The sequence below is a fragment of the Nonomuraea sp. NPDC003804 genome, from assembly GCF_040610675.1.
Taxonomy (GTDB): Bacteria; Actinomycetota; Actinomycetes; order Streptosporangiales; family Streptosporangiaceae; genus Nonomuraea.
The window spans coordinates 151846-178331 of sequence record NZ_JBEXMT010000002.1; the positions used below are offsets into that span (position 1 = coordinate 151846).

23 protein-coding genes and 1 tRNA gene are annotated in these 26486 nt (G+C 70.9%); 20 read left to right on the plus strand and 4 right to left on the minus strand.

What is annotated here, in order from left to right; translation table 11 throughout:
- The first annotated feature begins 117 nt into the window (after positions 1–117).
- The 19 genes from mfd to ABZX22_RS03065 all read left to right on the plus strand — a co-directional run bounded on the left by mfd (position 118) and on the right by ABZX22_RS03065 (position 19720).
- A complete protein-coding gene (mfd, locus tag ABZX22_RS02975; RefSeq protein ID WP_354905531.1) occupies positions 118–3606 on the plus strand; it encodes a transcription-repair coupling factor in 3489 nt (1162 codons plus the stop codon).
- A 47-nt stretch (positions 3607–3653) separates the two neighbouring features.
- Positions 3654–4238, plus strand: a complete 585-nt coding sequence (locus tag ABZX22_RS02980; protein ID WP_354905534.1) for a SurA N-terminal domain-containing protein — start codon at positions 3654–3656, stop codon at positions 4236–4238.
- A gap of 1 nt (position 4239) precedes the next feature.
- Positions 4240–5157 carry a MazG family protein gene (locus ABZX22_RS02985; RefSeq protein WP_354905536.1) on the plus strand — a complete coding sequence of 306 codons (918 nt, stop codon included), beginning with the start codon at positions 4240–4242 and terminating at the stop codon, positions 5155–5157.
- 34 nt (positions 5158–5191) lie between these two features.
- On the plus strand, positions 5192–7147 hold the full coding sequence (locus ABZX22_RS02990; protein WP_354905539.1) for a serine/threonine-protein kinase: 1956 nt from the start codon (positions 5192–5194) through the stop codon (positions 7145–7147).
- A 42-nt stretch (positions 7148–7189) separates the two neighbouring features.
- On the plus strand, positions 7190–8467 hold the full coding sequence (eno, locus tag ABZX22_RS02995; RefSeq protein WP_354905542.1) for a phosphopyruvate hydratase: 1278 nt from the start codon (positions 7190–7192) through the stop codon (positions 8465–8467).
- A gap of 701 nt (positions 8468–9168) precedes the next feature.
- The gene (locus ABZX22_RS03000) at positions 9169–9606 is read left to right on the plus strand and encodes a septum formation initiator family protein (RefSeq protein WP_354905545.1); all 438 of its coding nucleotides are present in this window, start codon (positions 9169–9171) and stop codon (positions 9604–9606) included.
- The gene (locus ABZX22_RS03005) at positions 9593–10099 is read left to right on the plus strand and encodes a DUF501 domain-containing protein (protein ID WP_354905547.1); all 507 of its coding nucleotides are present in this window, start codon (positions 9593–9595) and stop codon (positions 10097–10099) included. The genes ABZX22_RS03000 and ABZX22_RS03005 overlap by 14 nt, the downstream gene beginning before the upstream one ends.
- A complete protein-coding gene (locus tag ABZX22_RS03010) occupies positions 10096–11043 on the plus strand; it encodes a Ppx/GppA phosphatase family protein (RefSeq protein WP_354905550.1) in 948 nt (315 codons plus the stop codon). The genes ABZX22_RS03005 and ABZX22_RS03010 overlap by 4 nt, the downstream gene beginning before the upstream one ends.
- A 176-nt stretch (positions 11044–11219) precedes the next feature.
- The gene (locus tag ABZX22_RS03015) at positions 11220–12707 is read left to right on the plus strand and encodes a hypothetical protein (RefSeq protein WP_354905553.1); all 1488 of its coding nucleotides are present in this window, start codon (positions 11220–11222) and stop codon (positions 12705–12707) included.
- 90 nt (positions 12708–12797) lie between these two features.
- Positions 12798–13124, plus strand: coding sequence for a PadR family transcriptional regulator (locus tag ABZX22_RS03020; protein WP_354905556.1), 327 nt, complete (start codon positions 12798–12800; stop codon positions 13122–13124).
- Positions 13124–14035, plus strand: a complete 912-nt coding sequence (locus ABZX22_RS03025) for a hypothetical protein (RefSeq protein WP_354905559.1) — start codon at positions 13124–13126, stop codon at positions 14033–14035. The genes ABZX22_RS03020 and ABZX22_RS03025 overlap by 1 nt, the downstream gene beginning before the upstream one ends.
- A gap of 132 nt (positions 14036–14167) precedes the next feature.
- Entirely contained in the window at positions 14168–14989 is an 822-nt protein-coding gene (locus ABZX22_RS03030; RefSeq protein ID WP_354905560.1) for a uracil-DNA glycosylase, read from the plus strand.
- Between the two features lie 70 nt (positions 14990–15059).
- Positions 15060–16391 carry an NAD(P)/FAD-dependent oxidoreductase gene (locus tag ABZX22_RS03035; RefSeq protein WP_354905563.1) on the plus strand — a complete coding sequence of 444 codons (1332 nt, stop codon included), beginning with the start codon at positions 15060–15062 and terminating at the stop codon, positions 16389–16391.
- 48 nt (positions 16392–16439) lie between these two features.
- Positions 16440–16952, plus strand: coding sequence for an ACT domain-containing protein (locus ABZX22_RS03040; RefSeq protein WP_354905566.1), 513 nt, complete (start codon positions 16440–16442; stop codon positions 16950–16952).
- Positions 16949–17464, plus strand: a complete 516-nt coding sequence (locus tag ABZX22_RS03045) for a peptide deformylase (RefSeq protein WP_354905569.1) — start codon at positions 16949–16951, stop codon at positions 17462–17464. The genes ABZX22_RS03040 and ABZX22_RS03045 overlap by 4 nt, the downstream gene beginning before the upstream one ends.
- A 49-nt stretch (positions 17465–17513) precedes the next feature.
- Positions 17514–17586: transfer RNA gene (locus ABZX22_RS03050), tRNA-Leu, on the plus strand.
- 483 nt (positions 17587–18069) lie between these two features.
- Positions 18070–18858 (plus strand): Bax inhibitor-1/YccA family protein, encoded by a 789-nt coding sequence (locus ABZX22_RS03055; protein WP_354905571.1) that lies wholly within the window; start codon positions 18070–18072, stop codon positions 18856–18858.
- Positions 18859–19014: 156 nt separating this feature from the next.
- Entirely contained in the window at positions 19015–19248 is a 234-nt protein-coding gene (locus ABZX22_RS03060) for a DUF4287 domain-containing protein (RefSeq protein ID WP_354905975.1), read from the plus strand.
- 61 nt (positions 19249–19309) lie between these two features.
- Positions 19310–19720: a PPOX class F420-dependent oxidoreductase gene (locus ABZX22_RS03065; protein ID WP_354905573.1), complete on the plus strand. Its 411-nt coding sequence runs from the start codon at positions 19310–19312 to the stop codon at positions 19718–19720.
- On the opposite strand, the gene ABZX22_RS03070 is transcribed toward ABZX22_RS03065, so the two are convergent.
- From ABZX22_RS03070 to ABZX22_RS03085, 4 genes are all read right to left on the minus strand, one after another.
- The gene (locus ABZX22_RS03070; RefSeq protein ID WP_354905575.1) at positions 19689–20936 is read right to left on the minus strand and encodes a hypothetical protein; all 1248 of its coding nucleotides are present in this window, start codon (positions 20934–20936) and stop codon (positions 19689–19691) included. The genes ABZX22_RS03065 and ABZX22_RS03070 overlap by 32 nt on opposite strands.
- 211 nt (positions 20937–21147) lie before the next feature.
- Positions 21148–22365, minus strand: a complete 1218-nt coding sequence (locus ABZX22_RS03075) for an acetyl-CoA C-acetyltransferase (protein ID WP_354905578.1) — start codon at positions 22363–22365, stop codon at positions 21148–21150.
- A gap of 139 nt (positions 22366–22504) precedes the next feature.
- Positions 22505–23833, minus strand: coding sequence for a PQQ-binding-like beta-propeller repeat protein (locus ABZX22_RS03080; protein WP_354905581.1), 1329 nt, complete (start codon positions 23831–23833; stop codon positions 22505–22507).
- Between the two features lie 36 nt (positions 23834–23869).
- A complete protein-coding gene (locus ABZX22_RS03085) occupies positions 23870–24850 on the minus strand; it encodes an SGNH/GDSL hydrolase family protein (protein ID WP_354905584.1) in 981 nt (326 codons plus the stop codon).
- 184 nt (positions 24851–25034) lie between these two features.
- On the opposite strand from ABZX22_RS03085, the gene ABZX22_RS03090 reads away from it, so the two are divergent.
- A complete protein-coding gene (locus tag ABZX22_RS03090) occupies positions 25035–26405 on the plus strand; it encodes a cystathionine beta-synthase (protein WP_354905587.1) in 1371 nt (456 codons plus the stop codon).
- Positions 26406–26486: the final 81 nt, after the last annotated feature.

Sequence of the window (26486 nt, forward strand, 5' to 3'; positions counted from 1 at the left end):
GCGGCGTCGCGGGCGTGTGGTGGCGCCGGTGGAAGTAGTCTGGTCGGACAAGACCCCCGCGACCCCACCCGGCCGGGGGTAGTCGTGTTGCCGTCGTGGGGCTTGAGGGCGTATCTGATGAGTCTTTCCGGACTGCTTGACCTTGTCTCCGCCGACCCGAAGTTGACCGCCGCCCTCAAGCAGGGCGGCGACGCCGCGTTGATCGCGCCTGCCGCGCTACGGCCCTTCGCCGTGGCCGCGCTCGCCGAGCACGACCGGCGCACGGTGCTGGCCGTCACCGCGACGGGCCGCGAGGCCGAGGACCTGGCGGCGGCGCTGACCAGCCTCATCGACCCGGGCACCGTGGCGGTCTTCCCCACGTGGGAGACGCTGCCGCACGAGCGCCTGTCGCCGCGCAGTGACACGGTGGGCCAGCGGCTGGCCGTCCTGCGCAGGCTCGCGCACCCGGTGAAGGGCGACGCGACGGCGGGCCCGCTGTCGGTGATCGTCGCGCCGGTCCGGGCGCTGCTGCAGCCGATCGTGAAGGGCCTGGGCGACCTGGAGCCGATCCGTCTCAAGGCGGGCGACGACGCCGAGCTCGACGACGTGGTGGCGCGCCTCATCCAGAACGGCTACTCCCGGGTCGACATGGTCGAGAAGCGCGGCGAGGTGGCCGTGCGCGGCGGCCTGCTCGACGTGTTCCCGCCGACCGAGGAGCACCCGTTGCGCCTGGAGTTCTGGGGCGACACGGTCGAGGAGATCCGCTGGTTCAAGGTCGCCGACCAGCGCTCGCTCGAGGTGGCGGGCGACGGCCTGTTCGCGCCGCCGTGCCGCGAGCTGCTGCTGACCGACGAGGTGCGGGCGCGGGCGGCCGAGCTGGCCGGCGAGCACCCGTCGCTGGCCGAGGTGCTCGACCAGCTCGCCGAGGGCATGCCGGTGGAGGGCATGGAGGCGTTCGCGCCGGCCCTGGCGGGGGAGATGGACCTGCTGATCGACCACCTGCCCGCGAAAGCGGCGGTGTTCGTGTGCGATCCGGAGCGGATCAGGGGCAGGGCGGAGGAACTGGTCAGGACGAGCCAGGAGTTCCTCGAGGCGTCGTGGATCAACGCGGCGGCCGGCGGCGAGGCGCCGATCGACCTCGACGCGGCGGCCTTCCGCACCCTGGAGGAGGTCCGCGACCAGGCCGACTCCCTCGGCCTGCCGTGGTGGACGATGGCGCCCTTCGGCGAGGGCGTCGAGCTCGAGGCCCAGGACAGCGAGTCCTACCGGGGCGACACCCAGAAGGCGCTGGCCGACATCAAGGGCTGGCTGGGCGAGGACAAGGCGGTCGTGCTGCTCAGCGAGGGCATGGGGCCGGCCGAGCGGATGGTCGAACTGCTCAGGGGCGTGGACGTGCCCGCCCGCCTGTCGAGGTATCTCGACAGCACACCGGAGCCGAAGGTGGTGCACGTCTCGACCGGGCGCATCGAGCACGGCTTCGTGACGCCGGGGCTGGCCGTACTCACGCATCTGGACCTGGTCGGGCAGAAGGCGAGCACCAAGGACATGCGCCGCCTGCCCAGCAGGCGGCGGAACATGGTCGACCCGCTGCAGCTCAAGGTCGGCGACCACGTGGTGCACGAGCAGCACGGCGTGGGCCGCTACGTGGAGATGGTGCAGCGGACCGTGCAGGGCGCCACCCGCGAGTACCTCGTCATCGAGTACGCCAAGGGCGACCGCCTCTACGTGCCGACCGACCAGCTCGACGAGGTGACGCGCTACGTCGGCGGCGAGGCGCCCACGCTCAACAGGATGGGCGGCGCCGACTGGGCCAAGGCCAAGTCGAGGGCGAAGAAGGCGGTCAAGGAGATCGCCGGTGAGCTGATCCGCCTCTACAGCGCGCGCATGGCCAGCCCCGGCCACCCCTTCGCGCCGGACTCGCCGTGGCAGCGGGAGATGGAGGACGCCTTCCCCTACGCCGAGACGGGCGACCAGCTGGAGGCCATCGACGAGGTCAAGCGCGACATGGAGCGGCCCGTCCCGATGGACCGGCTGGTCTGCGGCGACGTCGGCTACGGCAAGACCGAGATCGCGGTGCGGGCGGCCTTCAAGGCGGTGCAGGACGGCAAGCAGGTCGCGGTGCTGGTGCCGACGACGCTGCTGGTCCAGCAGCACCTGTCGACGTTCAGCGAGCGCTTCTCCAGCTTCCCCGTCACGGTGAAGCCGGTCTCCCGCTTCCAGACCGACGGCGAGGTGAAGCAGACCCTCGAAGGGCTCAAGGGCGGCCAGGTCGACCTGGTGATCGGCACGCACCGGCTGCTCAGCCCCGAGGTGCGTTTCAAGGACCTGGGTCTGATCATCATCGACGAGGAGCAGCGCTTCGGCGTCGAGCACAAGGAGGCCATGAAGCACCTGCGCACCCAGGTCGACGTGCTGGCGATGTCGGCCACGCCGATCCCGCGCACGCTGGAGATGGGTCTGACCGGCATCAGGGAGATGTCGACGATCCTGACCCCGCCGGAGGAGCGGCACCCGATCCTGACCTTCGTCGGGCCGTACGACGAGAAGCAGATCGCGGCCGCCGTCAGGCGCGAGCTGATGCGCGACGGCCAGGTCTTCTTCGTCCACAACCGGGTCGCCTCGATCAACAGGGTCTCGGCCAGGCTGAAGGAGCTGGTCCCCGAGGCGCGCATCGCGGTCGCGCACGGCCAGATGAACGAGCACCAGCTCGAGAAGATCATGGTCGGCTTCTGGGAGCGCGAGTACGACGTGCTGGTCTCCACGACGATCGTGGAGTCCGGCCTGGACGTGCCCAACGCCAACACGCTGATCGTCGACCGGGCCGACAACTACGGTCTGTCGCAGCTCCACCAGCTGCGCGGCCGGGTCGGCCGGGGCCGCGAGCGCGGCTACGCCTACTTCCTGTACCCGCCGGAGAAGCCGCTCACCGAGACCGCGCACGAGCGCCTGGCCACCATCGCCCAGCACACCGAGATGGGCGCGGGTATGTACGTCGCGATGAAGGACCTGGAGATTCGCGGCGCGGGCAACGTGCTCGGCGCCGAGCAGTCGGGATTCATCGCCGGCGTCGGCTTCGACCTGTACGTCCGGCTGATGGCGGAGGCCGTCAAGGAGCAGAAGGCCAAGCTCTCGGGCGTCGAGGTCGAGGAGGAGCACCAGGACGTCAAGGTCGAGCTGCCCATCAACGCGCACATCCCGCACGACTACGTCACCTCGGAGCGGCTGCGCCTGGAGGCGTACAAGCGGATCGCCGCCATCACCGCCGAGACCCACATCGACGAGGTGCGCGCCGAGCTCACCGACCGGTACGGCAAGCCGCCCGTCGAGGTGGACAACCTCATGGAGGTGGCGCGCTTCCGGCTCAAGGCCCGCAAGGCGGGGCTGACCGATGTGACGCTCCAGGGCCAGAACATCAAGTTCGGCCCCGTCGTGCTGAAGGATTCGCAGCAGGTCAGGCTGGACCGGCTGTACAAGAAGGCCATCTACAAGCAGGCGGCCGAGACGCTGCTCGTGCCCGCGCCGAAGACCAAGCCGCTGGGCGGGGTGCCGCTGCGCGACCTCGAGCTGCTGAAATGGTGCTCGGACCTGGTCGAAGTCATGTTCCTCGAACCGGCGAGGGTAAAGTAACCGACGAAACGCGCTCGGGCAGCGTGATCGATCGCGAAGGGATCAAAGTGAAGTCGATTCGAGTGGCCGTCGCCGTGGCCGCGCTGGGTGTCGCGGTGACCGCCTGTTCGTCGCCCGTTCAGGCCGGGGCCGCGGCCATCGTCGGCAACGAGCGAATCTCGGCCGACGCTCTGAACACGAACGTCAAGCAGCTCGAAGCGGCGCTGGCCAAGGCCAAGATCCCGCAGTCGCAGATGCAGCTGCCGGTCACGCAGTACGCGCTGCTGCAGATGGTCAACGTCGCGCAGTTCAGGCAGCTGGCCGCCAAGGCGGGCGCCAAGGTCACCGACGGCGAGATCGACCAGCTCATCGCCCGTTCGGGCGGGCTGCCCGCGGTCGAGCAGCAGACGCTGGCCCAGGGCGTGCCGCCGGCCTACACCCGCGAGTGGATCGGCACCTCGATCGCCATCTCCAAGCTGATGCAGCAGTACGGCGGCGGCACCGACCAGGCCGCCCAGCAGCGCGGCCAGCAGAGGCTGATCAAGGAAGCCGCCGCCATCAAGATCACCTACAGTCCGCGCTACGGCACCTTCGACCCCACCAAGGGCTTCGTCGACTCCGGCCGCTTCGGCAAGCTGTCCGCCCAGGGCTGAGATGCCGCTCGTCATCGTCACCACCTCCCCGCGGGTCGCGCCCGGCCTGCTCAGCCGCCAGGCGTGGCAGGCGCTGGCCTCGGGGCGGGTGCTGACCGCCTCGGAGGACCACCCGCAGCTGCCGTACCTGGCGGAGGCGGGCATCGCGGTGGAGGTGGTCGTACCTGACCACGCCGCCCTGGTACGGCAGGCCGTAGACGCCACGGTGGTCTGGCTCGCCACCGACGACGAGCACTTCATGCGCGCGGTCGGCCACGCCGCTCTCGCGCTCGACGAGCCACCGGTGATCGAGGTCGTGCCCGGCTCCTACGACCTGCCGGGCGCCCGCGTCCTCGACCTGGTCGCGGTGATGGACCGGCTGCGCGCCGAGTGCCCGTGGGACCGCAAGCAGACCCACGCCTCCCTCGTGCCCTACCTGATCGAGGAGGCCTACGAGGTCCAGGAGTCGGTCGAGCGGGGCGACTACGCCGAGCTGCGGGAGGAGCTCGGCGACGTGCTGCTGCAGGTCGCCTTCCACTCGCGGGTGGCCGAGGGCTTCGACATCGACGACGTGGCCGACGCGATCGTCACCAAGCTCGTGCGGCGCCACCCGCACGTGTTCGGCAGCGTCATCGTCGAGAGCGCCGACGAGGTCAACGCCAACTGGGAGGCCATCAAGGCCGCCGAGCGCGCGGGCAAGGAACTGTTCGACGGCGTGCCGATGGGCCAGCCCGCGCTGTCCCTCGCCGCGCAGCTGATCCGCAGGGCCGAGAGCACGGGTGTCCCGGAGAGCCTGGCCCACGCGGTCGGGCAGGGCGTGGCCAGGGAGCTGTTCGACCTGGTACGGCGGGCGCAGCAGGCGGGGCTCGACGCCGAGGCCGAGCTGCGCGCCGCGGCGCGGACCTACCGCGACCGGGTGGAGGCCTGGGAGTCCCGGTAGCGGATGTCACTCCCGAATGCCAGGATCGTCCGGCATGGGGGTATTAAGGCGACTGCATCCTGGTGAGCCGCCCGAGGTAGGCGGCTACCGTCTGGTCGGCGGTATCGGCGACGGCGGTCAGGGCTCGGTGTTCCTGGGGGAGGGACCCGACGGCCGCAGGGTCGCGGTGAAGATCCTGCACGCGCGGCTGCTGGGCGACCAGCACGCCAGGCGCAGGTTCCTGCAGGAGGGCGCGACCGCCGCGCGGGTGGCCGCCTTCTCGACCGCCAAGGTGATCGAGACGGGGCTGGCGCAGGGCAGGCCGTACATCGTCAGCGAGTACGTCGAGGGCCCCTCGCTGCAGGAGCTGGTCGCGAAGGAGGGCCCGCGCGCCGGCGGCGCGCTCGACCGGCTGGCCGTCGGGACGGCGGCCGCGCTCGCCGCCATCCACCGCGCGGGCATCGTGCACCGCGACTTCAAGCCCAGCAACGTGATCATCGGCCTGGACGGCCCCAGGGTGATCGACTTCGGCATCGCGAAGGCCGTGGACGCGGGCACCACCGCCTCCAGCGTGGTCGGCACTCCCGGCTACATGTCGCCGGAGCAGATCGCTGGCCGGCCCGCCGGTCCCGCCTCGGACATGTTCGCGTGGGCGACGACGATGGCCTACGCCGCCACGGGCCGGGCGCTGTTCGCGGGGGAGTCGATTCCCGCGGTGATGCACCGCATTCTCACGGCGCAGCCCGACCTGCGGGGCGTCGGCGAGCCGCTGCGCTCGCTGCTGGCCGCCTGCCTGGCCAAGGAGCCGGACTCGCGGCCGTCGGCCGACGAGGTGCTGCACGCCCTCCTGGACGGCACCACGACCCGTGGCACCGCACCCGGCAACGCGAGGCCTTCGCGTGCGTCCTCGCGCGATTCCTCGCGTGCGTCCTCGCCCAGGGCGCGCCGCGCGGCCCCGGTACGGCGCCGCCCGCTCGCCGTGGGCGCCGTGGGCGCGGTGCTGATGACCGGGCTGGCGGCCGGCCTGGTCTGGCAGGGCGGCACCACGGCCCCGAGCGCGGGCGGAGGCGCCGTCGCGGCCGCGTCACCCGCCCCGGCCTTCGGCAGGCGGATCGGCGCGGCGTTCGGGAGGGGAACGGTGAACGCCCTGGCCGTCGGCCGGCTCAACGGGGCGGCCGTCGTGGCGGCGGCCGAGGCAGGAACCGGCGAGCTGAGCGTGTGGGACCCGGTCAAGGGCGGCCTGGTGGCCCGGGCGCCGCGGCAGCGCGCCCGCGGGCTCGGCTCGCTCACCTTCGCCGACGTGGGCGGGCGGCAGGCGCTGGTGTGGGCGGCCGACGACGGCGCGGTGCGCTGGTGGTACCCGGGCAGCTCGGTTCCCGTGAAGGCGATCTCCGTCTGCGAGGGGCGCCCCCACCTGGCGGTCGTCCAGCGGCCGGAGGGCGCCGCGGCGGTCGCCGGCTGCGCGGAGGGCCGCATCCAGGCGTGGGACCTGGCGACCGGCGGCAGGACGGGCACGTTCCTGCTCGACGGCCGCGGGACCGGCAGCCTGTCGTCGGCGGGGGACGGCGAGAGCGTCTTCGTCGGCGGCTCCGACGGCCGGGTCAAGAGGTGGCGGCCGTGGGCCGGCACGCCACGGCCCGAGACGATGCCATGGGAGGGCGCCGTCGCGGTCCACGCCGCCGTCCCTGCCGCGGGCCGGCGGGTGCTGGCCGTCCAGGGGCGCGGGCAGGTGGAGGTCGTCGACTCCGACGGTGGTCAGGAGACCTGCCGCGTCGACTCCGCCCCGCCCTTCCTCGCCGCCAGCGGGAACCTGCTGGTCGGAGCGGGCGACGGCGTGCGTGTATGGGACCTGGCGACCTGCCGGCCGTACGCCACCGTGATCGCCGCCGGCGAGGTGGGCGCCGTCGCCACGGGGGTGGTCGGCGGCGAGCCCGTCGTGGTCGCGGGCGTCGCCGGCAGGGGCGTGGCCATGTGGAGCCTCGATGGCGTACCGGCTGGTAGAGGTCGATAGGCTTTCATGGCAAACCGTCCTTCGACTCTAGGAGCGCCTGACGTGGCTTCCATCGAGGCCGTTTCCGCCCGCGAGATCCTCGACTCCCGGGGCAACCCGACGGTCGAGGTCGAGGTCCTCCTCGACGACAACAGCACAGGCCGCGCAGCGGTCCCCAGCGGGGCGTCCACCGGCGCTTTCGAGGCCGTGGAGCTCCGTGACGGCGACGAGCGCTACGGCGGCAAGGGCGTCGAGAGGGCCGTGCTCGGTGTCACCGACGAGATCGCCGACGAGATCCTGGGCATCGACGCCGACGAGCAGCGCATCATCGACCAGGTCATGATCGACCTGGACGGCACGCCCAACAAGGGCAAGCTCGGCGCCAACGCCATCCTCGGCGTGTCGCTGGCCGTGGCCAAGGCCGCGGCCGACAGCGCCGACCTGCCGCTGTTCCGCTACATCGGCGGACCCAACGCGCACGTGCTGCCCGTGCCGATGATGAACATCCTGAACGGCGGCGCCCACGCCGACACCAACGTCGACATCCAGGAGTTCATGATCGCCCCGATCGGGGCCGAGACGTTCCGCGAGGCGCTCCGCGTCGGCACCGAGGTCTACCACGCGCTCAAGGGTGTGCTGAAGGAGAAGGGCTACGCCACGGGCCTGGGCGACGAAGGCGGCTTCGCGCCCAACCTGCCGTCCAACCGCGACGCGCTCGACCTGATCCTGGTCGCCATCGAGCGCGCCGGCTACCGGCCGGGTGAAGACGTCGCGCTGGCGCTCGACGTGGCCGCCTCCGAGTTCCACAAGGACGGCGTCTACACCATCGACGGCAAGGGCCACTCGGCCGACGAGCTGATCGCCTTCTACGCCGACCTGGTCGAGTCCTACCCGCTGGTCTCCATCGAGGACCCGCTGGACGAGAGCGACTGGGAAGGCTGGAACAAGATCACCAAGGCGCTCGGCGACAAGGTCCAGCTCGTCGGCGACGACCTGTTCGTGACCAACCCCGAGCGGCTGGCCCGCGGCATCGCCGAGGGCACCGCCAACGCGCTGCTGGTCAAGGTCAACCAGATCGGCACGCTGACCGAGACGCTCGACGCGGTCGACCTGGCCCACCGCAACGGCTACCGCTGCATGATGAGCCACCGTTCGGGCGAGACCGAGGACACCACGATCGCCGACCTCGCCGTGGCGACCAACTGCGGCCAGATCAAGACGGGCGCCCCCGCGCGCTCCGACCGGGTCGCCAAGTACAACCAGCTGCTCCGTATCGAGGAAATCCTCGACGACGCCGCGCGCTACGCGGGTCGCGCGGCTTTCCCGCGGTTCCGGCGCTAGTTTCTACTACGGCCCTGCGTCAGGCCTCGGGCACCTCCTCGAGACCGGCCGCCGGGGTCGCCCGCGCGCCGGGCCCCGTGGCTCGCCGAGCCCGGACGGCGGCCGCTCGACGAGCGGGGAACACCCCGTGGCCTGGCCACCTGGTGACCGGAGCGAGCGGGAACGTCCCGCGTGGTCCGGCCACCTGGCGGCTGGGATGAGTGGCAACGCCTTGGACGGTCCGGACACCTGGTGACCCGGACGAGTGGTCCGGACACCTCGTGTCCGGGCGCCCGCCCGGACACCGACCATCCGCCGGCCCGGTCCCACCGGTCTGCGACCGGCCCGGTATCACGGCCGGGCAGCCGGACCGGTAGTGGCCGGTCGAGCCGCCGTACCGGGACCATCCGGCCTACGGTGGGAACACCGGCTGAGCGGCCGACCCCGGCGGACGGCGGGGAGGCAGGCGGCCGTCGGACGGTCCGGACCTGCTCCGGCGGTCCGGGGGTGCTTGGGCGGTGCTGGGCGGCCTGTGCGGCTGTCGGGCGGTACGGGCGTGCCGGGTGGTCCGTGTGGCTGTCGGGTGGTCCGTCGAGCGTCCTGGGGGCGGACTGGAGCGGGCGCGCTGCCGGGCCCCGGTGGCCGAGGGGCCGCCCCCCGATCGCAGGGGAGGCCGTCACGGCCGGGGGTAGGGGCAGCGGAACGAGGCGGAGGGAGCACAGGTGGCGAAGCGACCGCAGTTGACGGGACGGGCCGCGATCCTCGCGGTGGTGGTGTGCGCGATCGCCATGAGCCTGGCCTATCCCGTGCGCGAATACGTCGCCCAGCGTCGCGCGATCGCCGAGCTGGAGGCCGAGAAGGCCAAGGAGCAGGAGGAGCAGCGCCTGCTGGCCGAGCGCCAGCGGCAGCTGCAGGACCCCAACTACATCAAGCGCGAGGCCAGGCGCAGGCTCCACTACTGCGGCGCGGGCGAGAAGTGCTTCATGGTCGCCGACAACAAGCCGAAGCAGGCCAAGTCGGGCGCCCGGCAGCAGCTCGCCATGACGCCGCCCTGGTACCAGACGCTGTGGGAGTCGGTCGAGGCGGCCGACACGGGCAAGGGCGTCAAGGCCCCCGCGTCGGCCACGGCCGAGGAGAAGAAGGACGATGGAAAGCCATGACATCGAGGCGGTCGAGCGGCAGCTCGGCCGTCCGCCGCGGGGCCTGCGCAGGGTCGCGCACCGCTGCCCCTGCGGCAACCCCGACGTGGTCGAGACGGCGCCGCGGCTGCCCGACGGCACGCCGTTCCCCACGCTCTACTATCTGACGTGCCCGAAGGCCGCCTCGGCGATCGGCACCCTCGAGGGCTCGGGGCTGATGAAGGAGATGCAGGCCAGGCTGGCCGACGACGAGGAGCTGGCCGCCGCCTACCGGGCCGCCCACGACGACTACGTGGCCGGGCGTGACAAGGCCGCGGCCGAGGAGGGCATGGAGCCGCTGCCGCGCGACATGCAGAGCACGGGCGGCATGCCGTACCGGGTGAAGTGCCTGCACGCGCTGGTCGCGCACGAGCTGGCGGTGCCGGGCGGCAACCCGTTCGGCGCGGAGGCGCTGGAGCGGCTGCCGGAGTGGTGGACGGACGGTCCCTGCGTGCGGGTGGAGGACGAACAGTGACCAGGGTGGCGGCCGTCGACTGCGGCACGAACTCCGTCCGCCTGCTGATCGCCGACATCCGGTGCGGAGAGCTCCACGAGATCGAGCGGCGCATGGAGATCGTCAGGCTCGGCCAGGACGTCGACCGGACGGGACGGCTCGCGCCCGAGGCGCTCCAGCGGACCTTCGCCGCCATGCGCCACTACCGCAAGCTGATCGACCAGCACGGCGCGACGGGCACCAGGGTCGTGGCGACGAGCGCGACGCGCGACGCCGCCAACCGGCAGGAGTTCGTCGACGGGGTGCGGGAGATCTTCGGCGTGGCGCCCGAGGTGGTGTCGGGCGGGGAGGAGGCCGAACTCTCCTTCACCGGCGCCACCCACGGGCTGCTCCACCTGTCGCTGGAGACCGGTGTGCCCGAGGGGCCGCTGCCGCCGTACCTGGTGGTCGACATCGGTGGCGGCTCCACCGAGTTCGTCGTGGGCACCGACCACGCGCAGGGGGCGCTGTCGGTCGACATCGGCTGCGTACGGCTGACGGAGCGCCACCTGCGGGAGGCGGGCGACCCGCCCTCGGCGGAGGCGCTCGAGCGGGTGGTCGCCGACATCGAGGCCGCGCTCGACCGGGTCGAGGCGGAGGTCCCGGTACGGCAGGCGCGCACGCTCGTGGGCCTTGCGGGTTCGGTCACGACGGTCGCCGGCATCGCGCTCGACCTTCCCGCCTACGATCCGGAGCGGATTCATCACGCGATTATCTCGGCCGAAGAGGTTCATGAGGTGACGCGTCGGCTTCTCGCCATGACGCATGGTGAGCGGGCTGCGGTTCCTGTGATGCATCCTGGACGCGTCGACGTCATTGGCGTGGGGGCGCTGATTCTGGACCGTATCGTGCGACGTTTCGGGTTTGCGCAGGTCGTCGTGAGCGAACACGACATTCTGGACGGAATCGCCTGGTCCATCGCCTGAAATTTTCTGGATTTTCGGACATTCACCCCCTTTGGGGTCTGTTGAGAGTGCATTCTGTTCTGTGATTAGGTAAAGGAGCTTTACGGGGGCTTTGCCATATGGTTCGGCACGGGGTGTGCCGGCGTGGCGACCGTTCCCGAGCGCACCTTTTCCCTCACGGAATGGAGCACTCTCACATGAAGTCCTCAGGACTGGCTCGCAGAGTGGCCGCCTTCGGCGCCACGACTGCGGTGCTGGCCGCCATGGTCACGGGGCTGGCCGCCGCCCCGGCTCAGGCGGCGACCACGGCCAAGGCCGGCACGCTGTCCACCGCTGCCGGTGCCACCAAGGCGAAGCCGCTCGCGATCTCGGTCACGACGCCCAAGGCGTCTGTCCGTGACTACGAGGGCGCCTGCCCGGTGAACGTCAAGTTCTCCGCGCAGATCAAGGTCAAGCTCAAGGGCTCGACCACGGTCGCGTGGCGCTGGCTGCACGGCAATGGGTCCAAGGGCAAGGTCCAGACCAAGAAGGTCGCGGGCAACGGGGTCAAGACGATCAACGTTGCGCAGGCCATCAAGTTCACGGACAACGTCAAGGGCTGGGAGGCCGTCGAGGTCCTCGGCCCGAAGCACGTGAAGTCGAAGAAGGTCTACTTCTCGGTCGCGTGCGGTGACAACGGCAACAACGACGGGGACGGCCTGCACGAGGCCGACTACGACAAGGTGTACGCCCGTGCGTGGGCCTCGCCGAGCACGTACGTGGGTTCGTGTACCCCCGGCGACAAGATCGACTTCACCGGTGTGATCAAGGTGGACCGCCCCCGCTGGGTGCACTACCGCTGGATCCTCAACGGTGACGTCGTCGACGGCGGCAAGGTCAAGGTCTGGGACGCGCGGAAGGTCGGCTTCGGCTTCTCCCCGCGTTACAGCCACCGTGGCTGGGCGGTCCTCGAGACCCTCGGCCGTGGTGCGACCGAGTCGAACCGCGCCGGCTACAAGGTCTGGTGCAAGGATGACGGCGGCCACAACGAGACCAAGGTCTCGGTGGCCACTCCCACCACCGGCACCAACCACAACACCTGCGCGGTCGGCGCCAACGCCACCATCAACGCGACCGGCCGTGGCCGTGTCGAGTACGTGTGGTCGGTGAACGGCAAGGCCGTGGCCAGCGGCGACACCTACTTCGGTGGCGCCGGCAGCAAGACGGTCGGGCTTTCGGAGCAGGCGCTGAGCGGTGAGGCCACCAAGGGCGGCACCGTTTCGATCTCCATCGTGGGTCCGAACAACCGCGACTCGGCTTCGCAGTCCTACGCGGCCTGCCAGAAGCCCGAGCCGGCCGCGACCTCGGTGAAGGTCAGCGTCTCCGCTGTGCACGACCAGACCACCTGCAAGGACGGCAAGGGCTCGACGATCAACGCGACCGCGACCGTGACGGTCAACGGTGCCGCGAAGAACGTCGTCGTCCAGCTGTGGAGCCAGGTGGGCGGCTTCAGCAAGGACGTCACCCTCGACTTCGACAAGGCGGGCAGCCAGACCGTGTCCTTCAGCCTCCCGGCTGCGGGCACCAACGGCGTCAACGCCAAGGCGACCCTCGCGGGTGTCGGGTCTGACAGCAGCCTGGCCACGTACGGCGACCACTGCCCTGCGCCGGCCAAGGCGGACGAGAAGGCTTCCTCGGGTGCCTGATCGGCTGAACTGAGACCGGGCGGCGCCTTCGCCGGTGCCGCCCGGTTTTTCTGTTGCCGGTATTACGCATTGCACAGTAGTGTGCATCGCGTGGATAGCACCCAGCTCCTCAAAGGCGTGCTCGACCTCGCCGTCCTGGCGGTCCTCCACGAACGCGACAGCTACGGCTACGACGTCGTCCGGAGGCTGCGAGAGGCCGGTCTGGAGGACGTGGGTGACGCGTCCGTCTACGGCACGCTGCGCCGCCTGTTCAAGTCGGGCGCGCTGACCTCGTACGTGGTGGCCTCCGACGAGGGGCCGCATCGCAAGTACTACGGCCTGAACGACGTCGGCCGGGCCCAGCTCGCCGCCTCGGCCGCGACCTGGACCTCCTTCGCCGCGACGATGGCCGACCTGCTCAAGGAGAGGCATCCCTGATGACACCCGAACAGTACGCGCAGGCCGTACGGGAGGCCCTCGCCGGCCATCCCAACAGCGAGGAACTGCTGGAGGACCTGGACGACCACCTGGCCGAGGTGGCGTCGGAGTCGGAGGTCTCGCTCGAGGAGCGCCTGGGGCCGCCCGAGGCGTACGCGGCGGAGCTGGCGGCCGCCTACGGCGGCAGGACCGGCGAGCGGCGCACGAAGTCCCGGCTGAGGCAGGCGGGCGCGGCGCTGGCCCGGCATCCGGCCCTCACGCGGTTGAGCGGCTTCCTCCCCGAACTGCGGCCAGGGTGGTGGGTGCTGCGCGGTTACGTCCTGGCCATGCTGCTGATCTCGGTAGCGGACGAAGCGCAGCTCGTGCCCGACGCGTTGGGCGAGATCGCCCTGGTCGCCGCAGCCGTCTGGATCTCTGTCCTCCTCGGCAGGGCGCCGAGGAGCCGCTGGCCGCGGCTCACCTCGGCGCTCGCCTCGGGCGTCGCCGCGCTGGGCCTGCTGGCCGGCGCCGTCCACGCCGAGGAGATGCGGATGAGGCTCGAGAACCCGCCGATGGCCTACGAGGCGCCGGTCCAGATGGACACCGTCTCCTCCTTCGGCGACGTCGTCAACATCAGGCCGTACGCGAAGGACGGCACGCCGCTGACCGACGTCTACCTCTACGACCAGGACGGCCGGCCGGTCACCACGAACTTCGAGGATTCCGGCTACGTCGTGGACCGCTCGTGCGGCGAGCCGGTGCTCAACCGCTACCCGCTGCCGCTGGTCGAGCCGGCCGACGAGCCCGGCGTCGAGAACGGCCCGGTCCCCGCGCCCACCAGGGCGCCCGCCGCCTGTGCGAGGCCGTCCGAAGCGCCCGCGCCGATGGGCACCGCCACGCCCGCCCCCGTCCGGACGGACGAATCCGAGTAATCCGCCGCTCAGCCCCACCGGACGGCGCTGTCGCCCGCCGGAGGCCCACGGCGACGCGCCGGGCCGTTGCTGGGGCGCCGGCGATGGGCGGGGCCCTGCCGGCGGTTCACAGCATCGGGCACTATCGGTGCCATGAGCTTCGTACCTCCCGGCACCGGCTGGCCCGATGATCCCGCGGCTCCCGACACCCCCGTGGCGCACTCGCCCGAGGGGGTGCGGGAGCTCGCGGCCGCCAGTCGTACCATCGCGGAGCTGACGGCGCGCCAGTCGGTCTGCAGGGCGTGCCCGCGCCTGGTGGCGTGGCGGGAGGAGGTCGCGCAGGTCAGGCGGCGCGCCTTCGCGGAGGAGACCTACTGGGGACGGCCGGTCGCGGGCTGGGGTGCGCGGGAGCCGCGCGTGCTGCTGGTCGGGCTCGCGCCCGCCGCCCACGGCGGCAACAGGACCGGGCGCATCTTCACCGGCGACCGCAGCGGCGACTGGCTGTTCGCCTCGCTGTACCGCACGGGGCTCGCCGTCCAGGAGACCAGCGTGCGGGCCGGCGACGGCCAGCGGCTCATCGACACCCGCATGGTCGCCGCCGTGCGCTGCGCGCCGCCCGCCAACAAGCCGCTGCCGGAGGAGAAGGCCGCCTGCTACCCCTGGCTCCAGCGCGAGCTCGCGCTCGTCGCCGGCAGCGTGCGCGTGGTGGTGGCGCTGGGCGGCTACGCCTGGCAGGCGGTCTGGCCCGCGCTCAAGGAGACCGGGTACGGCATGCCGCGCACCAGGCCGCCGTTCGGCCACGGCGTCGAGGTCCCCCTGTCGTACGGCGAGGCCGGCGTGACGTTGCTCGGCTGCTATCACCCCAGCCAGCAGAACACCTTCACCGGCAGGGTCACCGCCGCGATGCTCGACGGGATCTTCCACCGCGCGGCGGAGATCGCCGGGCAGGTGCCCGAATGTGGGGAGGCTCACTAGGGAATCCCTTGGCCTCGTCCGCGGTTGCACGGTTATGCTTGTGAAAGATTTCACAAGGGTGAACTCGAGGATGGGACCTCAGGTGAACAAGCACATCCTGATCGTCGGCGGTGGCTACGTCGGCATGTACACCGCTCTGCGACTGCAGCGCAGGCTCGGCAAGGAGCTGCGCGACGGCCGCGTGCACATCACCGTCATCGACCCCAACTCCTACATGACCTACCAGCCCTTCCTGCCGGAGGCCGCCGCGGGCAACCTGTCGCCGCGGCACGTCGTGGCCCCGCTGCGTCGCGTGCTGCCGAAGGTCGAGATCCTCAACGGCGTGGTCACCAAGGTCAACCACGCGGGCAGGACGGTCACCTTCGCCCCCGGCGAGGGCGAGGCGAGGGACATCTCCTACGACGTCCTCGTGATGGCCGCGGGCTCGATCTCGAGGACCCTTCCCATCCCCGGCCTGACCGACATCGGCATCGGCTTCAAGACCGTCGGCGAGGCCATCGCCCTGCGCAACAGGGTCCTGCACCAGCTCGACGTGGCCGAGTCGACCGAGGACCCCGAGGTGCGCAGGCGGGCGCTGACCTTCGTGGTCGTCGGCGCCGGGTTCGCGGGCGTCGAGGCGCTGGCCGAGCTCGAGGACATGGCCAAGGACTCCACCCGCTACTACCGCAACATCAAGCCGTCGGACGTGCGCTGGGTGCTCGTCGAGGCGACCAACAGGGTCCTGCCCGAGGTCGGCCCCGAGATGGGCAAGTGGACGCTGGAGCAGCTGCGCGAGCGCGGCATCGAGGTCAAGCTGGAGACGCGCCTCGAGTCGGCCACCGGCGGCCACGTGGTGCTGTCGGACGGCACCGAGTTCGACGCCGAGACCCTCGTCTGGACGGCGGGCGTCAAGCCCAGCCCCATCGTGACCGAGGGCGACCTGCCGATCGACGAGCGCGGCAGGATCAAGACCACCACCAAGCTGACCATCGCCGGCACGAAGGACGCCTACGCCGCCGGTGACGCGGCGGGCGTGCCCGACGTCACCAACCCCGGCCAGTTCTGCGCGCCCAACGCCCAGCACGCCGTACGGCAGGCGAAGGTGCTCGCCGACAACATCATCCACGCGCTCCGCGGCGAGCAACTGGTCGAATACCGCCACAAGTATGTCGGATCGGTCGCCGGGCTGGGGCTCCACCAGGGCGTCGCGAACGTCTACGGCATCAAGCTTCGCGGATTGGCTGCATGGTTCATGCACCGCACCTACCATCTGTCCCGGGTACCGACGCTGAACCGCAAGGTGCGCGTCGTCGCGGACTGGACGCTTGCGCTGTTCTTCAAGCGGGAGACGGTGTCTCTCGGCGAGATGGAGCACCCGCGCGACGGTTTCAGGGCGGCGGTCGCGAGCAACCGCCGCCGATAACGCTTCGGAACCCTCCTTCCCGCACGATGAGAAGGGGGAGATCCAGGGGTGGGGCTCTCTGCGGTGACCGTGCTCGGCGTCGACCGGCCAGGCGTGATAGCCGAGGTGACAGGATCGCTGGCCGAGTGCGGCGTCAACATCCAGGACTCGACCATGACGCTGCTCGGCGGGCACGTCGCGATGATGCTCCTCGTCGCGGGCGAGCTGTCGGCCGAGCAGTTGCGTGAGCGGGTGCGCATCCCCGAGGTCGTGGTCAGCGCGGCGGCCGTCGACGCGAGCCGTCACTTCAGCTGTCCGGGCGCCGGTCTGGAGTACGTGCTCACGCTGCACGGCCCGGACAAGCCGGGGATCATCTCGGCCGTCGCCGGGGTGCTGGCCTCGGTCGGCGGCAACATCACCGGGATGAGCACCCGGCTGAGCGGGCGCCTCTACGTGCTCATCGCCGACGTCGCCCTGCCGGCCGCGGTCGACGTGGCCGATCTCATGCGCAAGCTGGCGGCGGTCGGCGCGAACCTCGGCTCCGAGATCACCTTCCGTCCGGGCGAACCGGACCTGCTGTGAGCGGAGTTCCGCGCGAGGTCGTGCGCGCCCCCCACGCGGTGCTGTCCGCCTCGGCCGAGATCGTGGACCCGACCGATCCCTTCGTCGTCTCCGCCGCCGACGACCTGCTGGCGACGCTGCGCGCGATCGGCAAGCCGTCCGGGCTGTCGGCTCCCCAGATCGGGCTGAGCTGGCGGCTGATCGCGGTGAACGCGAGCCTGCACCCACGCAGCAGGTCGAGCGCGGGCGCGGTCACGCTGGTCAACCCCCGCCTGGCGGAGGCGGCCGGCTGGCGCCACGGCAGGGAGGGCTGCTTCTCGGTGCCGGGACTGCTCGGCGAGGTGCCCCGCGCCACGAGGATCACGGTGTCCGGCGAGCTGCCCAGAACGGGCGAGTCCGTGACGATCGAGGCGGACGCCTTCGAAGCCCGCTGCATCCAGCATCAACTGGACCATCTGGACGGTGTGCTCTTCCTGGACAGAGTGTCCGGAGCGCGGGCACTTCACCACAGATCTCACTCTTGTTACGCCTGATACAAAGTTGTGCTCCTCGTGAGCATGGTCCGTTTCGTATGATTGCGGCGCCCCCGTGGCCCAATGGCAGAGGCAAACCCCTTAAAAGGGTTGACGTGCGGGTTCGAATCCCGCCGGGGGCACCGCTTTTTTATATCGAATTTATGGCTCTGACCAGGCGTTTCTCCTTGACGTCCGGACCTGCTGTCAGGGGGTCGCGACGCTGCGTGTCCGCCGGGCATCCCGGTGATCGGCGGGTCCGGCGAAGGGCTTGACAGCGGTCCTTTCCTCCGGTCGGTTCGGGTCCCTTTATGCGGGCGGCTGAAAACGGTTTTCCGGCCCGGTTAAACCGAGGTGAACACCTCTTACCGGAAGGCCACGCTTAGTGACGGCAATAGGTGGGCGGATGCGTTCCGCCGCCTCCAAAAACAGGACAAAACGGGCAAATAACGCCGACCTGGGATCCGGGCCGTTCATCGAGGTCGCGGCGTCCGGGAACCGGCGGGAGGCCTCGTTCGTTGGGCACGCTGCAGAAGTCTCGAAAGTACATAGATCCCGGCGTGACTTGGCCAGTGTGACGCCCTGTCCCATATTCTGATCACGTTGGTCGCAGCGTGGAGGCAGCGATGGAGAGTAAGAACCCCGTTTTCAGCCGGTCGCCGTACACCCACCAGCAGCAAGGGTGGACCCCGAGCCCCGAGCACCTGCAGGGGATGTACGACAGCCCGGCCTACGCCCCGCCCACCGCGCCGGCCGTCAGGACGATGACCATCGACGACGTCGTGGTCCGCGGGTTCATGACGCTCGGCACGCTCGTCGTGGCCGGCGCCGCCTCGTGGTACTTCGAGGTGGGCATGGGCGTGGCCGCGGTCTCCGCCCTCATCGGTGTGGTCCTCGGCCTGATCGCGTCGTTCAAGCAGAGCACGAGTCCGGCGCTCATCCTGGGCTACGCCCTGTTCTACGGCGTCTTCGTCGGCGCCCTGAGCCGCATGTACGAGTCGTTCTTCAACGGCATCGTGCTCCAGGCGGTGATCGGCACGGCGCTCGCCTTCGCGGCCGTCCTGACCGTCTACTCCCTGCGGATCGTCAGGGTCACGCCGAAGTTCACCAAGTTCGTGGTGGCCGCCGCGATCGGCGCGCTCGCCCTGGTCCTGGTCAACCTCATCGCCGGCTTCTTCGTCGACGGTGGCCTCGGCCTGCGGACCGACAGCCCGCTCGGCTGGATCTTCAGCGCCGCGATGATCCTGCTCGGCACCTTCTTCCTGCTGCTCGACTTCGACGAGATCGAGCGCGCGGTGAAGGTGGGCGCTTCGGAGAAGTTCGCGTGGCAGTGCGCGTTCGGGCTCACGCTGAGCCTGGTCTGGATCTACCTCGAGGTGCTGCGATTCATCAGCTACTTCTCGGGCGACGACTGATCGTCGACCCACGAGACCCCGCTGGTCCACCAGCGGGGTCTTTTCTTTGCGCCACCAGTGATCTACCCGGCGTGACAAAACGCTGGCCGCCGAGGGGTTGCCATTCGCGGTGAGGTGTTGCAGTGTCGAGCAAAGGACCAATCCGTGGAGGTGCCCATGTCCTTGAACCACTCACCGGAGATGCAGACGAAGCTGATCGCGAGGGTCCCTGCCATTACGGGACGCGAACTCCCAGAGTGGTTCCAAGCCATTGACAACGGTCCATCGTTCCTCAGATGCGACGAGCGAGCTCATTGGCTCGCCGAGGAACACGGGCTCACTCACGGCTACGCCGCAGCCATCGTCCTCGAGCACGAGCGGCACCGCCGTAACCGGATGGGGTTCATCTAAAACCCCACACGCCCCGACGCGCCCGTGCCGTGGAAACGGTCCGGGCGCGCATCATGGGTGAATGGATCTCGACAAGGCGCGCGACTTCCTGGCGCGCAACCATCACGCCGTCCTGCTCACCCACCACGCCGACGGGCGGTCCCAGATGTCGCCGGTGCTGGTCGGCGTCGACGAGGACGGCTACGCGGTCGTCAGCACCCGGGAGGGCGCGGCCAAGACCCGCAACGCGCGCAGGGACCCCCGGGTGGCCATCTGCGCGTTCACCGACGCCTTCTTCGGCGAGTGGATCCAGGTCGAGGGCACGGCCGAGGTCGTCTCGCTGCCCGCGGCCATGGACCACCTGATCGCCTACTACCGGGGCGTCGCCGGCGAGCACGCCGACTGGGCCGAGTACCGCGCGGCCATGGAGAGGGAACGCCGCGTGGTGCTGCGGATCGCGCTCAACCGGGCCGGCCCCGACCACCACGCCTGAGCAGGTACTCCCTGCCGTCGTCGGTGTACTCGCCCGGCCAGCCCACGGCCCACAGGTCCTTCGTGCCGGGAATCGCGGCGACGGCCGTGACCGTGCCGTGGCCGGCGCGCTCGGCGGTCCAGCCCCTGCCGTCGAAGCGCAGGAAGACGGGGACGTCCGGCCGGTCGCGATCCCGTGCCGTGACCCACACGTCGTCGGGGCCGAACGCGGTGACGCCGGTCAGCTCGGCGTTCATCGGCGGCAGGGCCACCTGCTTCCAGGAGCGCCCGTCCCAGTGGAGGGCCAGGGGAAGGGCCGGAGAGTCGGTCTCGGCCAGCACACCGGAGACCCACTCACCACAGGGGCGGCCGGGGATCCGCTCCACCCGGGCATTCTCGACGATCTTCCCCACGGCCCACACGTCCGTCGGGCTGATCTGCACGACGGAGGTCAGCGTGCCGCCGGGGACGAGCGGCACGCGCATGGCCTCCCACTGCCCGTATCCTTCGCGGCCGGCCTTCCTGCTGTGCACGACCAGCGGGGTGACCTCCGCGCAGTCGCGGTGGGGTGCCGCGCCCACGATCCAGGCGTGTCCCGATCCGGAGGTGACCGCGTCGAGCACGCCCTCGGGGCTGAACTGGAGACGGAAGCGGTCGCGCCTGCCGGTGACGATGAACGGCGCGCCGTCCTCGCTCGCGCCGATCAGCACCGCCGTGTCGCCGTCCGTGGCGACGTCGTCGAAGAACTTGTCCTCGGAGATGCCGAACGGCCGCGTCCGGGTCCAGCGGCGGCCGTCCCAGTGGGCGACCGTGTCCCCCGCCACGATCCAGAGATCGTCGGGACCGCCGGCGTCGAGGCCGTCGTAGCCGCCGACAGCCGGCGTGCCGGGCAGTTTCGACCACGTGGCGCCGTTCCATCGCAGCACGACGGTGGAACCGTCGCTGTCCTCGGCACCGTCCTCGTAGCCGAGCGCCCATGCCTGCCGCGGGCCCGTGGCCACCACGTCGACGAGCCCGGAAGCGGTCAGGAGCGGCAGCTTCTCGAACTCCTTCCACCGCGTGGAGAACGGCGGCGCCTGCGGCGTACGGCTAGGGCCGGGGGAGAGGGAGGGGGCCGGCGCCGCGCTCGCGGTCGTGGCCGGGCCCGCCGACGGGCGTCCGTGATCGCCGCCGCCCGAGCAGGCGGCGAGCAGCGACAGGCAGGCCACCGCGGCCGTCGCCCGGTATGCGATCGTCATCGGTCGGATCATGGCGAAACCTCCTCCACGGCACGCTGATTCCGCGAGATCCGCCCGGCCACCCGAGCGCCGTCGCCCCGCCCGGCCACGCGCGCCGGGTGACGCGTGTCTCCGGACGGACACCGGGCACGCGTGCTCGGCGCGTGTCCCCCGACGGAGGCCGGCCACGCGCCGAGGGTGGCGCGTGGCCGGGCTTGCCGTACGGGAGGGGTCAGGACAGGCGCTCGAGCACCATCGCCATGCCCTGGCCGCCGCCCACGCACATGGTCTCGAGGCCCAGGGTCTTGTCGTGGTGCTGCAGGCTGTTGATCAGCGTGGAGGTGATGCGGGCGCCCGTCATGCCGAACGGGTGCCCGACGGCGATGGCGCCGCCGTTGACGTTCAGCCGGCCGATGTCGATGCCGAGGTCGCGGTAGGACGGGATCACCTGCGCGGCGAACGCCTCGTTGATCTCGACCAGGTCGATGTCGGAGATCGACATCCCGGCGCGGGCGAGCGCCTGCTTGGAGGCCTCCACCGGGCCCAGGCCCATGATCTCGGGGGACAGGCCCGTCACGCCCGTGGAGACGATGCGGGCCAGCGGCGTGATGCCCAGCTCGGCGGCCTTGGTGTCGCTCATGACGATCACCGCGGCGGCGCCGTCGTTCAGCGGGCAGCAGTTGCCCGCGGTGACCGTGCCGTCGGGCCGGAAGACCGGCTTGAGCTGCGAGACGGCCTCGTAGGTGGTGCCGGCGCGGGGGCCGTCGTCCTTGCTGACCACCGTGCCGTCGGGCAGCGTGACGGGCGTGATGTCCTTCTGCCAGAAGCCGTCGGCCAGCGCCTTCTCCGCCAGGTTCTGCGAGCGGACGCCGAACTCGTCCTGGTCGGCCCGCGTGACGCCCTTCAGCTGGGCGAGGTTCTCGGCGGTCTGGCCCATCGCGATGTAGATGTCCGGCACCGTGCCGTCCTCGCGCGGGTCACGCCAGGTCTGGCCGCCCTCGGCGAACGTCGCGGTGCGGGCGCGGGCGCCGTCGAAGACGGGGTTCTGGGTGTCGGGCAGGGAGTCGGAGTTGCCCTTCGTGAAGCGGGAGACGGTCTCCACGCCCGCCGACACGAAGACGTCGCCCTCGCCCGCCTTGATGGCGTGGAAGGCCATCCTCGTCGTCTGCAGCGACGACGAGCAGTAGCGGGTGATCGTGGTGCCCGGCACGGTGTCCAGGCCCAGCATCACCGACACCACGCGGGCCATGTTGAAGCCCTGCTCACCGCCCGGCAGGCCGCAGCCGAGCATGATGTCGTCGATCGCGGCCGGGTCGAGCTGCGGCACCTTGGCGAGCGCGGCCTGGATCATCTGGACGGTCAGGTCGTCGGGACGGATCTCCTTCAACGACCCCTTGAAGGCGCGGCCGATCGGCGAACGCGCGGTGGCGACGATGACTGCCTCGGGCATGGGGCTCTCCTGGGTTCGTGTCAGCACTCCAACCGCGAGGTTACCCCTCAGTAGCCCGGATGCCACGACCTGGGGGCCGGAAAACAGAATGTTGTTTTGGGAAGGGAAGGCCGGGCCGATCCTGGCGCCCGGCCCCCGCTCAGCCGTACATGCCCGGCGCGGCGGCGGTGTCGTCCTTGATGCCGTGCATGCCGCCCTTCTCGTCGCGCCAGAGCCGCCAGCCGTCGTGGCTGCCGGTGAACCAGTGGGGCGGCGCGCCATCGCCGCTCACCCGCTTGCCGTTCGACAGGTCGAACTCGCAGACCGAGGCGATCGAGTAGAAGCCCGGCGCCTGCCCCTTCAACGGCAGCGGCTTGGGGTCGGTGACGCAGAAGGACCAGCCGCGCTGCTCCTTCACCGGCACCGGCTTGCCGCCGGCCAGGTCGAAGGCCGAACCGCCGCTGTCGTGCTTGAGGAAGCCGAGCTTCTCCATCTGCCCGGGGAAGGCCAGCCACCAGCCCGAGCCGGGCACCTGGTCGGCGGTGATCTGCCCCATGACACGGCCCGTCTCGGGGTCGAGCCTGGCGAATCCGCCGTACTGGCCGTGCTGGTCGACGGGGCGGACCACCGGGGCGAAACCGGGGTTGCCACTCGGGTAGACGCGCACGACCGACGGGCGCATCCAGTTGATCGTGCCGTCCGCGATCTTGATCGAGAACAGCCCGAACGTCGAGACCTTCTTCGTGCGCGAGTCGGTGTACGGCGCGACGTAGCCCACCAGGTTGTCGCCGGTCGCGCCGAACGCCCACCCGCCGGACATGTCGATGCCGGGCCCGAGCGCCTGCTCGATCGGCTGCTGCCACTGCAGCTTGCCGGACTTGAGCTCGTAGGACTCGATCATCGGGTCGCGGGCCAGGCGCAGGAAGACCACCCGGCCGGCGTCGGACCACTCCACCTCGGCGATGCCGGGCAGCTTCCACATCTGCTTGCCCGTGGCCGGGTCGAGCACGACCACCCTGGCCGCCTCGAGCGCGGTGTGCTCCGACACGCACACGTAGGGGCCGCAGCGCTGCGGCCCGAACGTCGAGTGGATCGGCCTGGTCCACGTCTGCTTGCCCGTGCGGGCGTCGCGGGCCACCAGGGTGGCGTTCCACCTGCCCTGCTTGACGGGGTCGAGCGCGACGACAGCGCCGTCGACGATCGCGGGCGGCGGCACGCCCATGCCGGGCAGCCGGCCGGCCATCGTGGCAGGCTGGGCCCACAGCTTCCTGCCGGTGGTCAGGTCGAGTGCCACCGTCTCCAGCGTGCCGTCGGGCCTCATGGAGGTGGCGGTGGCCACGCCCGCGGCGGTGACCATGCGGCTGACCACGTTGACGTCGGGGTTGTGCCAGGTCGGGAAGTCCGCCGTGGCGGCGTCGCTGCCGGAGCAGGCAGCCAGCGCCACGGTGCCGACGAGGGCGAGAGCCGGTTTCGCGAAGGGCCGGAGCACCGTTATTCCACTCCAATAGGGGCGAGGAGTGACGGCTCAGCCAGGGAGGGTGTCGTCGGGGCGCCGGCGGAACAGCGTCACCCACCTCCCGTGGGGGCCCGTCGCCCGCCCGGCGACCCTGGTCGCGGTGACCTCGGTGCCTGACTCCTCCGCGGCCGTCGCCGCCGCAAGGTAGATCGGTTGCAGTCCTTCACCACGCCTGGGCCGTGGCTCGGGCCACAACCCCAACGCAGCGCATACAGAAGGTAGCACCGCGTAAGCGGCCTGTGCGTAACCTCGGTCAGATGGATGGTATCGATCGGGTCCGAACATCTCTGTCGGGTTTGTGGCGAATTCCGGCCCCAGGATGTCGGCGAAGGCCACCGTCCTGCCGCCCGCCTCCACCACCGCCACCGTCTGCGCGGCGGCCAGCTGGCGGCTCCACCGCCGCGTCACCCACCGCAACGGCTGCGCGAGCGGCCGCACCGTGCCCAGGTCGGGGCAGGTGCCCACCACGACCTCGACGTCCGCCTCACGCAGCCGCCGCACCGCCTTGGCCAGATGCCGTACGGCCGTCGCCGGCGGCGTCTGCGTGGTGACGTCGTTGGCGCCGACGAAGATGACCGCCACCTCGGGACGTGCTTTGAGCGCCCTGTCGACCTGGTCGCCGAGCTCGGCCGACGGCGCGCCCGACTGGCCGACGACGGTCAGCGCGACCGGGCGCTCGGCGACGGCGGCCAGGCCGTGCGCCAGCCGTACGCCGGGAGTGTCCTTGGGGTCGTCCATGCCCAGGCCGACCGAGGTGGAGTCGCCCAGCATCGCCAGCCGCAGGGGCACGCCGGGGAAGTCGCCGTAGACGCCGTCGGAGGCGGGACCCTCCGTGCCGTGCGGGCGGCCGATCACCTTCCTGGCGACCAGACTCTCGGCGACGAGCAGGCCGTAGGCCGTCGCGCCGAGCGCCGTCAACCCGCCGCCGCCGAGGGCCGCCGCTGCCGCTATCCTGCGCGCGGTACGCGCCACCCCGGGAGTCCAGATCACCTCAGCGGCTCCTCTCGAGCTGTCGCGACGGTAGCGTTGTCCATGAGAAACGTGCTGGTATAACCGCTCGGGCGGCTCCCGCGCGATCCTCAGGGTCTGAAACCTAACCGAGGCTCCACCACCCCCTGGGAGCCGCGGCCATCCACAAGCTGATCAAGCTTCGGCAAAGAAGGTGAACACCTCAGTGCGCGTTTACGATTCCCTGATCGAGCTCATGGGGAACACTCCGCTCGTCAGGCTGCACAAGGTCTCCGCCGGCCTGCCCGCACAGGTGCTCGCCAAGGTCGAGTACTTCAATCCGGGCGGCTCGGTGAAGGACCGCATCGCGGTACGGATGATCGAGGCGGCCGAGGCGTCGGGGGCGCTGCGTCCCGGGGGCACGATCGTCGAGCCGACCTCGGGCAACACCGGCGTCGGCCTGGCCATCGTGGCCCAGAGGAAGGGCTACAAGTGCGTCTTCGTCGTGCCCGACAAGGTCGCGCAGGACAAGATCTCGGTGCTGCGGGCCTACGGCGCGGAGGTCGTGGTCTGCCCGACCGCCGTCGCGCCCGACCACCCCGAGTCCTACTACTCGGTCTCCGACCGGCTCGCGCGGGAGATCCCGAACGCGTGGAAGCCCGACCAGTACTCCAACGTCAACAACCCGGAGTCGCACTACCACTCGACGGGCCCCGAGCTGTGGGAGCAGACCGAGGGCAGGATCACGCACTTCGTGGCGGGCGTGGGCACAGGGGGCACCATCAGCGGCACGGGGCGCTACCTCAAGGAGGTCTCCGGCGGCCGGGTGAAGATCATCGGTGCGGACCCCGAGGGCTCGGTCTACTCCGGCGGTACGGGACGCCCGTACCTGGTCGAGGGCGTCGGTGAGGACATCTGGCCCGCGACCTACGACACGACGATCTGTGACTCGATCATCGCGGTGTCCGACAAGGACTCCTTCAACATGACCAGGCGTCTGGCCCGCGAGGAGGGGCTGCTGGTCGGCGGCTCCTGCGGCATGGCCACGGTGGCGGCGCTCCAGGTGGCGGCCCAGGCCGGGCCCGACGACGTGGTGGTCGTGCTGCTGCCCGACGGCGGCCGCGGCTACCTGTCGAAGATCTTCAACGACGACTGGATGGCCGACTACGGGTTCCTGACCACGGCGTCGGAGGACGGGCTGGTGCGTGACGTGCTGTCGCGCAAGAGCGGCACGATGCCGGAGTTCGTCCACGCGCACCCGCACGAGTCGGTGGGCACGGCGATCTCCATCATGCGGGAGTACTCGGTGTCGCAGCTGCCCGTCATGAAGGAGGAGCCGCCGGTCATGGCCGCCGAGGTGGTCGGCTCGATCGTGGAGCGCGACCTGCTGGAGGCGCTGTACCGGGGCAAGCTCGGCTCCGACGACCCGATCGCCGACCACATGTCGCAGCCGCTGCCGATGATCGGCGCGGGCGAGCCGGTCTCCCGGGCGGTCGAGGCGCTGGAGAAGGCGGACGCGGCGGTGGTGCTGGAGGACGGCAAGCCGTCCGGCCTGCTCACCCGCCAGGACCTGCTGGCCTTCCTGGCCAACCACTGACCGCCGGCCCCGAGGACCCTGGCGCGCGTGCCGCGCGGGCCGGGTCCTGGGCCGCGACGCGGCAGGCACCCCGGTCCCCGG